This is a genomic window from Acinetobacter sp. 161(2023) (genome assembly GCF_037027805.1).
Taxonomy (GTDB): Bacteria; Pseudomonadota; Gammaproteobacteria; order Pseudomonadales; family Moraxellaceae; genus Acinetobacter.
The window spans coordinates 97,921-112,537 of record NZ_JAZEYD010000004.1 but is presented as its reverse complement, the minus strand read 5'-3'; the positions used below and the strand labels follow the sequence as shown (position 1 = coordinate 112,537).

The 14,617-nt window shown below is 38.7% G+C and carries 13 protein-coding genes; 6 read left to right on the top strand and 7 right to left on the bottom strand.

Translation table 11 applies throughout. From position 1 onward, the window contains the following. On the top strand, window positions 1-1,827 hold the full coding sequence (gene dsbD / locus WA249_RS04915) for a protein-disulfide reductase DsbD (protein WP_336166712.1): 1,827 nt from the start codon (window positions 1-3) through the stop codon (window positions 1,825-1,827). Here dsbD and WA249_RS04910 read toward each other — a convergent pair. Both WA249_RS04910 and WA249_RS04905 read right to left on the bottom strand, forming a co-directional pair. Next, window positions 1,822-3,015: a GGDEF domain-containing protein gene (locus tag WA249_RS04910; protein ID WP_336166711.1), complete on the bottom strand. Its 1,194-nt coding sequence runs from the start codon at window positions 3,013-3,015 to the stop codon at window positions 1,822-1,824. The two genes, dsbD and WA249_RS04910, sit on opposite strands and share 6 nt — an antisense overlap. A 174-nt stretch (window positions 3,016-3,189) precedes the next feature. Continuing rightward, complete coding sequence (locus WA249_RS04905) at window positions 3,190-4,101, bottom strand: alpha/beta hydrolase (protein WP_336166710.1); 912 nt, start codon at window positions 4,099-4,101, stop codon at window positions 3,190-3,192. Window positions 4,102-4,253: 152 nt separating this feature from the next. Here WA249_RS04905 and WA249_RS04900 point away from each other — a divergent pair, with 152 nt between their 5' ends. Beyond that, entirely contained in the window at window positions 4,254-4,691 is a 438-nt protein-coding gene (locus tag WA249_RS04900; RefSeq protein WP_002121971.1) for a DUF2147 domain-containing protein, read from the top strand. A 38-nt stretch (window positions 4,692-4,729) separates the two neighbouring features. On the opposite strand, the gene WA249_RS04895 is transcribed toward WA249_RS04900, so the two are convergent. Together WA249_RS04895 and WA249_RS04890 are read right to left on the bottom strand one after the other, a co-directional pair. Further along, on the bottom strand, window positions 4,730-5,080 hold the full coding sequence (locus tag WA249_RS04895; RefSeq protein ID WP_016139852.1) for an arsenate reductase: 351 nt from the start codon (window positions 5,078-5,080) through the stop codon (window positions 4,730-4,732). Between the two features lie 455 nt (window positions 5,081-5,535). Then, a complete protein-coding gene (locus tag WA249_RS04890; protein ID WP_336166709.1) occupies window positions 5,536-6,360 on the bottom strand; it encodes an exodeoxyribonuclease III in 825 nt (274 codons plus the stop codon). A 38-nt stretch (window positions 6,361-6,398) separates the two neighbouring features. Between WA249_RS04890 and pyrE the strand changes: the two genes are divergently transcribed. Continuing rightward, window positions 6,399-7,049: an orotate phosphoribosyltransferase gene (pyrE, locus tag WA249_RS04885; protein WP_336166708.1), complete on the top strand. Its 651-nt coding sequence runs from the start codon at window positions 6,399-6,401 to the stop codon at window positions 7,047-7,049. A gap of 223 nt (window positions 7,050-7,272) precedes the next feature. Here pyrE and WA249_RS04880 read toward each other — a convergent pair whose 3' ends face one another. The 3 genes from WA249_RS04880 to WA249_RS04870 form a co-directional block, all read right to left on the bottom strand. Beyond that, window positions 7,273-7,650, bottom strand: a complete 378-nt coding sequence (locus WA249_RS04880; protein WP_336166707.1) for a hypothetical protein — start codon at window positions 7,648-7,650, stop codon at window positions 7,273-7,275. A gap of 397 nt (window positions 7,651-8,047) precedes the next feature. After that, entirely contained in the window at window positions 8,048-10,240 is a 2,193-nt protein-coding gene (locus tag WA249_RS04875) for a TonB-dependent receptor (RefSeq protein ID WP_336166706.1), read from the bottom strand. 230 nt (window positions 10,241-10,470) lie between these two features. Beyond that, window positions 10,471-10,683, bottom strand: a complete 213-nt coding sequence (locus tag WA249_RS04870) for a DUF1737 domain-containing protein (protein WP_002122004.1) — start codon at window positions 10,681-10,683, stop codon at window positions 10,471-10,473. 160 nt (window positions 10,684-10,843) lie between these two features. Here WA249_RS04870 and gshB point away from each other — a divergent pair, with 160 nt between their 5' ends. The 3 genes from gshB (at window position 10,844) to murC (ending at window position 14,582) form a co-directional block, all read left to right on the top strand. Beyond that, complete coding sequence (gene gshB, locus WA249_RS04865) at window positions 10,844-11,788, top strand: glutathione synthase (protein WP_336166705.1); 945 nt, start codon at window positions 10,844-10,846, stop codon at window positions 11,786-11,788. 236 nt (window positions 11,789-12,024) lie between these two features. Further along, entirely contained in the window at window positions 12,025-13,122 is a 1,098-nt protein-coding gene (gene murG / locus WA249_RS04860; RefSeq protein WP_005300613.1) for an undecaprenyldiphospho-muramoylpentapeptide beta-N-acetylglucosaminyltransferase, read from the top strand. Between the two features lie 11 nt (window positions 13,123-13,133). Then, window positions 13,134-14,582 carry a UDP-N-acetylmuramate--L-alanine ligase gene (gene murC, locus WA249_RS04855; protein ID WP_003654096.1) on the top strand — a complete coding sequence of 483 codons (1,449 nt, stop codon included), beginning with the start codon at window positions 13,134-13,136 and terminating at the stop codon, window positions 14,580-14,582. Window positions 14,583-14,617: the final 35 nt, after the last annotated feature.

The window sequence follows — 14,617 nt, the reverse complement described above, 5'->3', positions numbered from 1 at the left end:
ATGTTAATGAAAAAGCTTATTCATCAGGGAATTCTTTATTTTCTAGCAGTTGCTGTTTGTGTGTTTAGCCAATTGGTTTCTGCGCAAGATAAGCTACTGTCACCCGAACAAGCTTTTTCATTTTCGGTTGAATCTTCTGAGCCGCATACTGCAAGTTTATCTTGGCAGATTCAGCCAAATTACTATCTATATCAGCATAAATTTACCGTCCAACAAGGTACGCAACCTTTAGCTTTAAAGTTACCTAAAGCGATTGCTCAATATGATGAAAATTATGGGCAAAGTGAGGTTTACTACCATCAAGTTAATTTCCAAATTAAGATTAAGCCTTCAGAGCACTATAGTGTGACTTGGCAGGGCTGTGCAAAAGATCGAATTTGTTATCCACCACAAACCATTGAGTTTCAAACTGATGCAGATGGCTTGGTTGGTGTACAAAATCAAGCAGGATCAGCGCCAAAACGATTGCTAGATTTGGCAAATACAAAAGCAGATGCTTCTTCAGATTCAAAACTTTTAGAAAAAGCACAGAGCACAGAGTCAGTAATAGATCCAGCCACGCCAGAAATTGCACAAGATCAGATTTGGTCCGCTAAGCTAATTGAACACTCGCTTTGGTATGGTGTTTTATTATTTTTAGGTTTAGGCATGTTGCTCGCATTTACGCCATGTTCTTTACCAATGCTGCCTATTTTAACCTCGTTAATTATTCGAGAACATAAAGGTCTAAAGGCTTGGGTCATTGCACTTACTTTTGTTTGTAGCATGGCATTAGTCTATGCAGGCTTAGGTTTAATTGCCTCTTCAGCAGGCTTAAATTTTCAACGCTGGTTACAACAGCCTGCGACTTTAATTGCATTCAGTTTGCTGTTTATTGTATTTGCTCTGAACCTATTTGGTTTGTTTGAGCTTCGTTTACCGCAAACATGGTTAAATCGACTTGACCGTATTCAGTCGATGCAACAAGGCGGCACTTTAGTAGGTGCAGGAGTCATGGGTGTGGTTTCTGCACTCTTGGTCGGTCCTTGTATGACTGCACCTCTCGCTGGAACTTTATTATTTATTTCTCAAACACAAAACCAATGGCAAGGTGCTTTGCTTTTATTTTGCCTAGGTTTTGGAATGGGAATTCCGCTGCTGCTGGCAAGTATTTTAGGGGCAAAATTCTTACCTAAAGCGGGCGACTGGATGCATCAGATTAAAGTGATTTTTGCTTTTCTGATGTTGGGTTTAAGCCTCTACTTTATTCGTCCTTTATTGCCAGATTGGGGTATGCAAGTACTTAGTTTAGTACTAGGGCTCGCTTTTATAGCTTATTCGCTTTATCAGCTTCTCTGGAAAAAAGGACAGCTGCAATGGCTCTACGCGATCTTATTATTAATCGTTACCCCTTTTGTAGCCTATAACCAGTATCAACATATTCATAATCGAAATTTGCAAAGTTCCGAGCATATGGCCGAGTGGCATATTGCAACTAGCGCGGCAGACTTCCAAAAGATTTTAGCGGCTGCTCCAGCTGATCGGGCTATTGTAGTTGATGTTTATGCAGACTGGTGTGTTGCCTGCCAACCGATTGAACACCGTATTTTAAAAGCACCCGAGGTTCAATCTGCTCTTGCGCCATATTATTTAATTAAGCTTGATTTGAGCCATTATGATCAGTCACATGAAGCGCTACTCAAGCAGTGGAATATTTTAGGACCACCGACTTATCTATTTTTAAGCCCAGAGCAAAAAGAAATTCGTGCTTTGCGTTTAACGGGTGCTTTTAGTCAGCAAGAGCTTTTGCAGCAACTCGCGAGTTTGGCAAAACTAAAAAAATCATAGTGTATTAACAGCTTCAGTCTGATGAAATGTACGTACCTGATTACGTCCTGAAGCTTTTACTGCATAAAGTGCTTGGTCTGCCTGCCGAATAACAAGATAAGGGTCTTGTGCAAAAGCTGAACAGCTTATTCCAAAACTTGCACTAATGTGAATGGGATTATTTTGAGTGCTACAAACAGGTAATTCTTGTAAAGCACAGCGACAACGCTCAGCAATTGTTTCTGCTTGAATAATATCGGTATGAGGAAGTAATAAAATAAATTCCTCTCCACCAAACCGACCAATAATATCTTCATTACGCAAGTTTTCAGAAAGACATTGAGCAATTTCAATTAAGACCTGATCACCTTGGTGATGTCCGTATATGTCATTAATTTTTTTAAAATGATCGATATCAAGAAGTACTATCGCATAGTTAAATTGCTGTTGATGCATTGATTCTAAATGCGTGTTTAAACTACGCCTGTTTAATACATTCGTTAATGGATCGAGTTGGCTTAAGCGTTGAATATAAGTTTCTCGTTGACGCCATTGAGTGAGTAATATTTCAAATAAAATAAAACAGGCCAATAAAATGGGCATAATAAAAAATGCCATGCTTCCCAACCAAAAGGGATTAGTTTGAGCATGTTTCATGGCATTAAAATTAAATAGAGGGGCATAAGGCAAAGCACCTCTCATACTCAAATAAGTACATACGGTTAAAATAATTGTCGCGGGTACGAGAGCGCTATAAACAATTTTTCGGTCAAATAATACGAGACCGACACCAATGGTGCCGACATAACCCACCATGGTGGCGGGACTAATACTGCCAATTAAATATCCATCGTGGCATAGCATGAGCGTAAAAAATTGCACACTCACAAAAGGAATAATTCTTTGAGCCTGTTCATCATTTTTGTAGCGATAGCAGGGGATAATCAAAAGACCCAATAAAAATAAAGTCAATAAATTGAGCCAGAGTTGCGACTCAACTAAAGGTAAATGTGCCCATTGCCAGACACTTGGGGTAATTAGAATATAACCTTTCCATAAAACCCAACTGAAATTCATGGCACAGGCAAGTGTGAGCATGAGTGCACTTTTTTGTAATGGTGTCCAGTTGATGATGTGATTGTTGTGGATGAAATCGATTATCACCTGTTTTATTCTATGTATTGGATGAGTGATTAAACGAATTTTCATAATAAGTAAGGCCTCCTAAATATAGATGCCTCTTTGTTGGACCATCCTAAAATTGGATTGTTTAAATAATTTATGTTTTAAACATAACATGATTTTCAATTTATATATGATGACTTTGTATAAAGAAAATGATGTGAAAAGTTTTGTTCACTGTTCACATCATTTATAGATAAATTAAGTTTTATCAAGTTCGTGAGCAAATTCAGAAATATCTGCCAATGCTTGTTTAGCCTCATCGAACCATGCATTAAACATCTGGAAGTTATGCCACATGCCTGTATAAAGTTTAAATTGAACTTTAACACCAGCATCTTCAGCTTTTTCTCTAAAACGCTTGGCATCGTCTAATAAGATTTCTTTAGATCCGACTTGAACCAAAGTAGGCGGTAGACCATGTAAGTCATCGAAAATAGGTGAAACACGTGGGTCATCGGCTGCGATCTGATTGCCTATATAATATTGAGTTCCGGTTTGCAGCGCTTCAATAGATAGTAAGGCATCATGTTTTTTATTAAATCTGAGAGACTCGCTGGTAAGCGTTAAATCTAGAAATGGAGATAATAAAATCAGGCCACTTGGCATGAGCTCAGGTTGCTCTTTTAAACGTAAGCAAAGTGCTAACGCTAAATTTGCTCCGCATGAATCACCTGACAAAATAATATCTTTAGGCTGAATGCCTTGTACCACTAAAGATTGATAGATGTCATATAGAGCTTCAGTTGCATCAGGATAGGGGTGTTCAGGTGCAAGCGGATAGTCCACATGAATAACCTGCATTTGTGTACGGGCAGCTAAATCAGTCATGAAAGCGTGGTGTGTTTTGACACTGCCAAGAAAAAAAGCGCCGCCGTGAATGTGGAAAATCAGTTGAGTGGCAGAATCTTGTGGCTTAATTTCTTCACCTTTAATGCCTGCTAACCGAATTGGGCGTACAGAGACATTTTTTTGTCGTGGGAAAGCACGACACATCTGATCTAGAACGGGACGTAAGGCGGTAGCCGGCAAATTGAGCTGACTTGGCTTGCGAATTGTTGTTTTAAGAAAAGTTTCTGTAAAGTAATATTTCCAAACATTTGATATATTCATACAGCATCCATTTTTATGCTAGTTTCTTGTTTTCTTGTAAATTTTATTTTGCAAGATTACAAGGTTACACGAAACAGTCACATTCAAAAATTGCAATATCTTTGCGACTTCTGAATACTAAAAATCTTGAAAGACCCAAGGATATTACAAAAATGAAAAAGATTGCTTTAGCTTTAGGACTCATTGGTATGGCTGCATTTGCCAATGCGGCTGATTCACTCAATGGAACGGTATGGAAAACAATTGATGATCAGACCAATAAGCCAAAAGCCGTAGTTAAATTTACGGAACAGAAAGATGGAACCTTAACTGCTACCATTCAAAACATTTTGACGCCAGGTGAAGAAAACGCTTGTACAAAATGTGAAGGTCCGTACAAAAACAAACCGCTTAAAGGTGTCACCATTGTACATAATTTGAAAAATGTGGGTGGCAATAGTTATGAAAACGGTACGATTTTAGATCCAAAATCTGGCAAAACTTACAAATTGAAAGGTGAGTTAACAGACGGCGGTAAGAAGCTTAAATTGCGTGGCTATATTGGTGTTTCTGCACTTGGTCGTAACCAAACGTGGATTCGCGCTAACTAAAAGCCTCAATAAAAAAACGAGCCATTTGGCTCGTTTTTTTATGCTTGGATATTTTGATAGGTAGATTCATCAAAACCCACAACAAAACCTTTTGAGGTTTGTAAAACAGGTCTTTTAATTAAACTTGGTTGAGCAATCAGTGCTTCAATAAGGTTATCTTCACTGCTTAAAGCACGAGTTTGTTCTTCTTCTGATAGTTTGCGCCAAGTCGTTCCCTTTTTATTGAGAACAGTATCTTGTCCAATTTCTTTTAACCAGATTTTTAAGGTATCTGCATCAATGCCTTGTTTTTTATAATCATGAAAATCATAGCTAAGCGCTTTAGCCTGCAAAGCATCAAATGCTTTTTTCATTGAACTACAGTTTTTAATTCCATAAATTTTTAACATTTTATCGGGCCATGTCAAAAAGAGAGAGCACACAGCCTAACTCAAAATGCATGTGAGCACTACTTTATACAGATACTTTTAAAACAAATGAAAAATTATGATTAATCGAAAGAGAAATGTCATGTTATTGTCATAAGACAAAGCGATAATGAGGTTAATAAGAAGAAGTTAAAACTAAAAGAACTTAGCGCAAAAAAATAAGAGATTGAAAAGAGAAAACCCGCATTTAATCATCCTGATCATGCGGGTCTCATTTCAACGTCCAATGTCACATCCTTGAAAATAAACTTATAATAAGTTTATTTTATCTTCCTACGGCGTCCTATCCTTTTGCGTCATCCTGACTGCTTCCCTGTGCCGTGCAGCTATAATGCCGTTAAAGCTGTGTAAGAAAAATACTCAAAAACGACATATGCTGTAAGCGAAAACGACAATGTAAGTGAACAGGTGTTCACTTACTCTTGAATTTTATAGTCGACAATAACGGGTGCATGATCACTAAACCATTGATCTTTAAAGACCCAAGCATTGGTTGTACGCGCTTTCCAGTCTGGTGAACACGCTTGATAGTCAATACGCCACCCTACATTTTTTGCGCGAGCTTGACCGCGATTTGACCACCATGAATAAAGTTCTGCTTCTGTGCGAACTACTCGGAAGGTATCGACATAGCCAAGCTCATCGTAAATATGATCAAGCCATGCACGTTCATGTGGTAAACAGCCAGATGATTTTTGATTACCTGACCAGTTTTTAATATCAATCCGTTTGTGAACAATGTTGTAGTCACCACAAATGATGACTGACTTATTCTCATCACGCCATTGTTTCAAGATTTTTGCGTATTCACCTAAAAATAAATCTTTACGTGCTTGCGCTTCTTCACCACTTGAGCCTGAAGGTAAGTATAATGATGCAATATGTACCGGATGTGACAAACCTAAATCGAATTCCGCAGAAATAAAGCGGCCTTGACTGTCAGCTAGCTCAAACCCTAAACCATCTTTAACAGAGACGAAGGGTAGGCGGCTATATATCGCAGTTCCTGCGTAACCTGCGCGCTCTGCTGGAAAGAGATGGGTATGCCATCCTTCGGGTCTAAATTTTTCAGTCCATTGTTCATGGGTAATGCGGCTTTCCTGCATGCATACGACATCGGCATCTGATTGTTCTAACCATTCAAGTAAGCCTTTCGTTACTGAAGAACGTAAGCCATTTACGTTAATGGAAACGACTCGAAGAATTTTTACATCACTTGGATACTGATCCTTTGGTATCATGCGAAAATTTAACCTCAATTGTGAATTTGGAGCACCTCATGACAACGCCTGTGTCATTTAACCCGCAAGCATTTATCGAACTCGCATTATCACGCGGTGTGCTTAAATTTGGTGAGTTTACTTTAAAATCTGGACGCGTGAGTCCTTATTTTTTTAATGCAGGCCTACTCAACGATGGTGAAGCTTTATCTCTTTTAGCACAAGGCTATGCTGATAAATTAATACAATGTGAAAATGTTGATGTTATTTTTGGGCCAGCTTACAAAGGGATTCCATTTGTAGCTGCGACTGCTGTTGCTTTCTCGCAAACACATAACAAAAGTGTACCGTGGGGCTTTAACCGTAAAGAAGCTAAAGATCATGGTGAAGGCGGTGTATTAGTTGGTGCTGCGGTTGAAGGTAAAAAAGTCTGGATTATTGATGACGTCATTACTGCGGGTACAGCTATTCGTGAAGTTGTAACGATTTTGAAAAATGCAGGCGCGACTATTGCGGGCGTATTGGTTGCATTAGATCGTCAGGAATGTGGGCAAGGTGAACTTTCTGCAATTCAGGAAGTTCAAAAAGAATTAGAAATTCCTGTGCACGCACTGATTACCATGAAAGATTTAATGGATTATTTAGAGGCGAAAGGCGAAAAAGAAGCGCTGGCAAATATGCAAGCTTATCGCGAGAAATATGGTATTTAAGAGTTAGGTGTGGAAAAGGAAGCTGTGGCTTCCTTTTTTTATAATTTAATCAAATTGTTGAGTTAATCTCACGGCATTGGTTAAATGATAGTTGGGGGCGTGAAAATCATAAAAAACCGTTCCAGTGCGCTGAAATATAGAGTGATTTAGAATAAGGTGTTGATAATTATAATAAAAAATTAATAATTTGGCATAAGGCTTATTATGTTAGTTTTAGGAGAACTTAATCATCATAAGTCAGATCATCTTCATCAATATTGATAAAATCAGGCTTAGGATCAACATCAAATTGAACAACAGAAATTAAGTTTTTTCCTAAAATTTTGGCTTTCCCAACCCTATGCATACCATCCATTAATCTTCCTTGTGAACATAGAATAATTGGATAAGCTAGATCAGCTTCCTGAATTAATTGCATATGCTCAATAATTTCTTGAGTTGTTGGATGAGTATCTGGATACCAATATGGTTCTTCTAACTCCTTAATTTCTGATAGTGGAATTTCTTTCACTTTAAACTTTTTAGTTAACTCTACTAGATTATGTACATCCCAAATATAGGTATCATTTCCAACTTTTCTAAAATGATATTGCTTTCGCATAAAGTTAAAACCAAATTATAAATACAAAAAGGATTAAAGCATAAAATCCCGTCCATTTAAAATAATGGCTATTATGCGAAATGCTTTAATTTTAGTTATATAAAATCAATTTTTTAAATATTTTTACCACTCTAAAAAAACAGCAACCAGCTGATTTGGCAACGTGTTGGCTGTTTTTTTTAAGCGGTTTTATGACTTCTTGTCAATAAAGTGATCTATTCGAAATCTTTTACATCACACTTCTTACACTTCAAGATCATGCCCAACTTGTTTTGTTAAGTCGTCACTAAAGGCGAAAAAGAAGCGCTGGCAAATATGCAAGCTTATCGCGAGAAATATGGTATCTAAAAAGAAAAAGGCATACCTCTAAATAGGAGTATGCCTTTTTAATGTTTACCTAAAACTGATAATTCAAACGCAATAACACATTACGTGGTGTGCCTGGCATACTGTCTGAACGCCAGTACTCTTTGTTGGTTAGATTATTCACCGCAAGTGTGACATTCCATGGGTCTGCACTATAGCCAATCGCCGCATCGACACGGTTAAAGCCTTCCATTTTTACTTGATTATTAATATTTGGATAATAAGACCCGACATAAGTCACGCCCACCTCGGTATACCACTGCTCGGTTGGTAAATAACGAACAAATAAATTACCAGTGTTCTTAGATGTATTTGCTAAATAGTTACCTTCTTGTTCAGGTTTTTGTTTGTCTTCTTTTACCTTGGCATCGGTATAACCATAACCACCGCGGACAAAGACATTATCAAGTACACGGCCAATAAAGCTAAATTCTAGACCACGAGATTGATGCTGACCAGCAGTTGCCCATACATCTGGCTCACTGTCTGGGTTTGGTTTATAGCGAATATTATTTTTACGAATGTCAAAAATAGAAAATTGAGTATTTAAACGACTATCTAACCATTCGCTTTTTACCCCAACTTCGTATTGCTCGTTATATTGAGGCTCTTTATCCATTTTTGTGACATCGGTGCTTCCAGTGACTTGGTTAACACCCATTTGTCCGCCAAATGGTGCAAAGCTCTTAGAGTAAGAGGTGTAAAAACTATGTTCAGGAAGCGGTTGCCAGACCAAACCAACATTTGGGCTAAAGCTGCCATCTTTTACATTACGGTGTTCATTGGTAAGTTTGTTCGTGGTTGAAAAGTCGAAGTAATCGTAGCGGACACCCATCATGAGTTTAAGTTGGTCATTTAGGCCAATTAAATCTTGAATAAATACGCCATAAGTTGTGCCTTCATTATAGTTGTGCTGACTAATTAAGAGAGGACCATTGCCACGACTATTTTCTCGCTCACCTGTAATGGGATTAACATAACCATAAATAACTGAACCATTTTGAGTTTTATTGGCTAAGCGTGGCTCCCGCTGTTCATACGTCCAGTCTGTACCCATCATGATTTGATGTTCAAGTGAGCCTGTTTTGAACTTGCCCTTAATATCAAATGTATTGGTGGTGGTCTTATTGCTAGTTTGTTGCCAGTAGTAAATTTGATTGATGTAGCCTTTTTTAGTGGTGCATGCTTTACCTTTTAAATCTTTACCATCTAACCCACAATAAGTTCCAAAATAAAAATGATCAAAGTTCTGTTCTGCTTGGCGGTAACTTGCTGCCCAGTGAAAGTTCCAATCAGGCGCATATTGATAATTCACATCGGTGCGAACCACTTGCAAAATATCATCAACATAATCGCCGTCTTGGGCAAATCCTGTTTTGATTGAAGTTTCTGTTGGTAAGTTATCACGTGTTGGCCCACGATCAGGCACACGGCCTAATTTGTCATAGGTATATTGTGTGGTCCAAGTGAGTGTTCCATCATCATTTTTATAGGTAAAGCTTGGAGAGAGCATCTCAATTTTATTTTTAATACCTGAGCGGAAGCTACCTGACTCGCCATATTCACCAGTCAAACGTATTGCTAAATTGTCATTAATGACTTGGTTAATGTCAGCCGTTGTTCCGTAGTTGTCGTAAGAACCTGCGTACGCACCAACCGAACTTTTAGAGTCAAAATTGGCGAACTTACTCACCATATTCACAACCCCACCGCCAGCGCTACGACCATATAAAACCGAAGCAGGGCCTTTTAAAATTTCAATACGTTCGATATTTGCTGTACTACGACGTACTTGTCCGCTTTCACGTATGCCATCGCGGTAAATATCGCCTGTATCAGCACCAAAGCCACGAATCGTGATGCCATCGCCGCGCATATCGTAACTGGTTGATACGCCAGGGGTGCTTTGCAGCATAACGCTTAAATCATTCGATCCATAAATTTTATATTTCTGAACATCAATCGTATCAACGGTTTGAGGAATATCTTTTTTATCTAAACCATTACGTGTGACATTGGCCTTGTCATAGTCGATATAACTTTTAATTGGGTCGAGTTCACTCATGGCCTCAATTTTTATGGTGGGCATGGTGGCTGCAACTTTTGCGGTTGAATCAGTCGCTTCCTCTGCGTAGGCACCTTGAATATTCAGGATCATTAAACTGAGTAAGCTCAGCGGGAAAAGACGCTTAATTTGGGGAGATGATATAGAAATTCTTAACATAAAAATAAAATCAGTTAACAAAAATAAAAGTATAAATGATAATTATAATCATTTAATTGTTTAGAATAAAAGAACTATTACCTTAAAAAATGACATATTTATTTTTTAATAACTATTTTTTAGGAATGTAATGAGTAAATTAAGCAAACTAGGGGAATTAACTCATTAGTTTTTCTTGTTAATTGAGTTTTGGGGAGGGGCTTTTACCAATAAAAAACTCCTCCTTGGGATTAAGCGTTATTTTTCAGAACATCTAAAATATCCATTTCTGGATCATAATTCTCATCAATTGTTTTGCAAATTGCTTGTCCAACAATGACATGCGTTCCATTAAAGGTCATGGTTGGCGCTTCATATAATTCCCAACCATGATTCAGTGCTTTAGTCACTCGTGCACAAAAAGCAGAGTCATCAGGGCCAGTTAAATAGCGATAAAGTTTCATGTTTAGCCTTTAAAAATAATATTTTATGGTCATAGTTTAACTGAATTTACTTAAATTCCAGATCAAGAAATAACAGATAAGGTTTTACTGAAATTAAGAAAAACCAGTGAAAAATCTCAGCTATACTCATGTTAATTTAAATTTTAAGAAGAGCTTGAGCATGCGTGTACTTGTCATCATGGATCCGATTGAAACCGTAAATCTTAAAAAGGATTCAACCATGGCAATGTTGTGGGCGGCGAGCCGTCGTGGACATGAATTAGGTTATGCATTACAGCAAGATTTGTATATCGATCAAGGTAAGGCTTACGGCCTCATTTCACCGTTAAAAGTTTTTGAAGATTACAATCATTACTATGAGCTTGGCGAAAAGAAAAAAGAATCGATCGCTACTTATGATGTAGTGCTTATGCGTAAAGACCCGCCATTTGATATGAATTTTGTCTATACGACTTACGTGCTTGAGCAAGCTGAACGCGAAGGTTCATGGATTATTAATAATCCTCAATCATTGCGTGATTGCAACGAAAAACTTTTTGCAACGCAATTTCCAGAGCTACAAGTACCTACACTTGTGACATCGCAACAAAGTTTAATTCGTGAATTTATTAAAGAACATGGCGATGTCATTGTTAAGCCACTTGACGGTATGGGTGGTATGGGGATTTTCCGTTTATACCAAGACGGTGTAAATATTGGTTCTACCTTAGAAATGCTTACAGAGCTAGGCAACCGTCCAATTATGGCTCAGCGCTATATTCCTGAAATTGTAGAAGGGGATAAGCGTATTTTAATGGTGAATGGCGAACCTATTCCTTACTGTCTAGCTCGTATTCCACAAAATGGTGAAGTGCGCGGTAACTTGGCGGCAGGAGGTTTAGGCCAAGCGCGTCCGCTTACTGAAAACGATAAGCTGATTGCAGCTAAAATTGGGCCTTTCTTACGCGAAAAAGGTTTGATTTTTGTAGGTTTAGATGTGATTGGTAATTATGTTACTGAAATTAATGTCACCAGCCCAACCTGTATTCGTGAAATTGATGCTCAATTTGGTACATCAATTGCAGACGATCTCTTTGATGTATTAGAAGCTGGGCGTACGGCTTAATTAGTTATTTCAGGTGGTTTTCAGCGGTATTTATGGGAAATCACCTGAAAATATATGAATTAATAAAATAACAATACTAAATACACCACAGCTTTGTAGGCATATTTTCAAAAAAGCACATCTTTCTGTTATAAACGAGTGAAATTAGCTTTTCGTTAATGAAGCTTTAGGATTAAAATAAACGGCTACAAAAATAGATGACAATTTCCATTGTTTTTAAGTTGAAGAATTAGACCGTGACCGATTCACAGCAAAGCAAACCTAAACATGTCATGATGATGGCTGCCGGTACAGGTGGACATGTTTTTCCAGCCCTCGCCGTAGCCAAAAAACTTCAACAACAAGGTTGTCAGGTTTCATGGTTAGCCACGCCAACAGGTATGGAAAACCGATTATTAAAAGATCAAAATATTCCAATATATCAAATTGATATTCAAGGTGTTCGTGGCAATGGATTAGTCCGTAAAATTGCTGCACCTTTTAAAATTTTAAAAGCCACTTTAAGCGCAATGCGTTATATGAAACAGCTTAAAGTTGATGCAGTTGCAGGCTTTGGCGGTTATGTTGCGGGACCGGGTGGTTTGGCAGCACGCTTGTTAGGTATTCCTGTACTTATTCACGAACAAAACGCGGTTGCTGGTTTTACCAATGCGCAGTTGTCTCGTGTTGCTAAAGTCGTGTGTGAAGCATTTCCAAATACATTTCCTGCTGGTGGAAAAGTCGTTACAACAGGAAATCCTGTTCGTCATGAAATCACAGATATTTTAAGCCCAAAATGGCGTTATGATGAGCGTGCGCAAGCAGGGCAGCCTCTAAATATTCTAATTGTTGGTGGTTCTTTAGGTGCCAAAGCACTCAACGAACGCTTACCTCCAGCATTAAAACAATTACAAGTTCCACTTAATATTTTTCACCAGTGCGGTCAGCAACAAGTTGAGGCAACTCAAGCACTCTATGCAGATGCACCAGCCAATTTAACTGTACACGTTTTGCCGTTTATTGAAGATATGGCAAAGGCTTATAGTGAGGCAGATTTAATTATTTGCCGAGCTGGAGCACTCACGGTAACAGAAGTTGCAACAGCAGGTGTGGCCGCAGTTTTTGTGCCACTTCCTATAGCAGTTGATGACCATCAAACTGCAAATGCCAAATTTCTGGCGGATTTCGGTGCTGCAAAAATTTGTCAGCAATCGACTATGACACCAGATGTTCTAAATGAATTGTTCACTTCGCTGATGAACCGCCAGTTACTTACAGAAATGGCAGTGAAAGCGCGTCAACATGCCCAACCAAATGCGACTCAGCATGTGGTTGATCTTATCCAAAAAATGTAATCGGATTTACTATGTCTCCATCAACAGCTGCGAACCAAGCAAAAAAACTGATTAAAGTGCCTGAGATGCGCCGTATCAAACATATTCATTTTGTGGGAATCGGCGGTGCTGGGATGTGTGGCATTGCAGAGGTATTGGGTAACCAAGGTTATAAAATTTCCGGTTCGGACATTAAAGCATCTAAAACTACAGAACAATTAGAGCAAAATGGCATCAAGGTTTATATCGGCCATCAAGCGGAAAATATTAAAAATGCCAATGTGCTTGTAGTTTCTACAGCGATTGATCCAGAAAATCCGGAAATTAAAGCAGCGATTGAGCAACGTACTCCAATCGTACGCCGCGCAGAGATGCTAGGTGAGCTTATGCGTTACCGTCATGGTATTGCTGTAGCTGGTACACATGGTAAAACGACAACCACAAGTCTTTTAACGACCATGTTGGCTGAAGAAAACCTTGATCCAACTTATGTTATTGGTGGTTTGCTTAATAGTACAGGCGTAAATGCTGCATTAGGTGAAAGCCGTTTTATCGTAGCTGAAGCTGATGAATCAGATGCATCTTTCCTTTATTTGCAACCAATGGCAGCGATTGTAACGAACATTGATGCTGACCATATGGATACCTATGAAGGTAGCTTTGATAAATTAAAAGATACGTTCGTACAATTCCTTCATAACTTACCATTTTATGGTTTGGCTGTCGTTTGTGGTGATGACGCCAACATTCGTGAAATTATGCCGCGTGTAGGCCGTCCAGTCATTACTTATGGTTTTAACGAAGACAACGACATTCGCGCAATTGATGTTGAACAAGATGGCATGCGTTCACACTTTACTGTGTTACGTAAAGGTCGTGAGCCGCTACGTTTAACGATTAATCAACCGGGCATGCATAATATTTTGAATGCTTTGGCTGCTATTGGTGTTGCGACTGATGAAGGTGTTTCTGATGATGCAATTAGCCGTGCTTTAGCGGGCTTCAGTGGTGTTGGTCGTCGCTTCCAGGTACAAGGCGAATTTGAGCTTGCCGATGGTAACGTTAAGTTGGTTGATGACTATGGACACCATCCGAAAGAAGTAGAAGCAACCATTAAAGCTGCTCGTCAGAGCCATCCAGATCGTCGTTTGGTGATGTTATTCCAGCCACACCGTTACTCTCGTACCCGCGATTGTTTCGATGACTTTATTGAAGTGCTTTCTCAGGTCGATCAATTATTATTATTGGAAGTTTATCCTGCCGGTGAAAAGCCTATTGTAGGTGCAGACAGCCGTACTTTGGCACGTAGTATTCGTTTACGTGGACAGGTGGAACCGATTTTGGTTGATCCGGTTGAAGGTAATTTGCAAAACATCATGCAAAATGTGTTACAACCAAATGACTTGTTATTAACGCAAGGTGCGGGTAACGTGGGAGCAATTTCTGTAGAACTTGCACAACACCATTTGTATGTGAAATAAACAAAAATATTGAATTATCGGGTTAAGGATTTAAA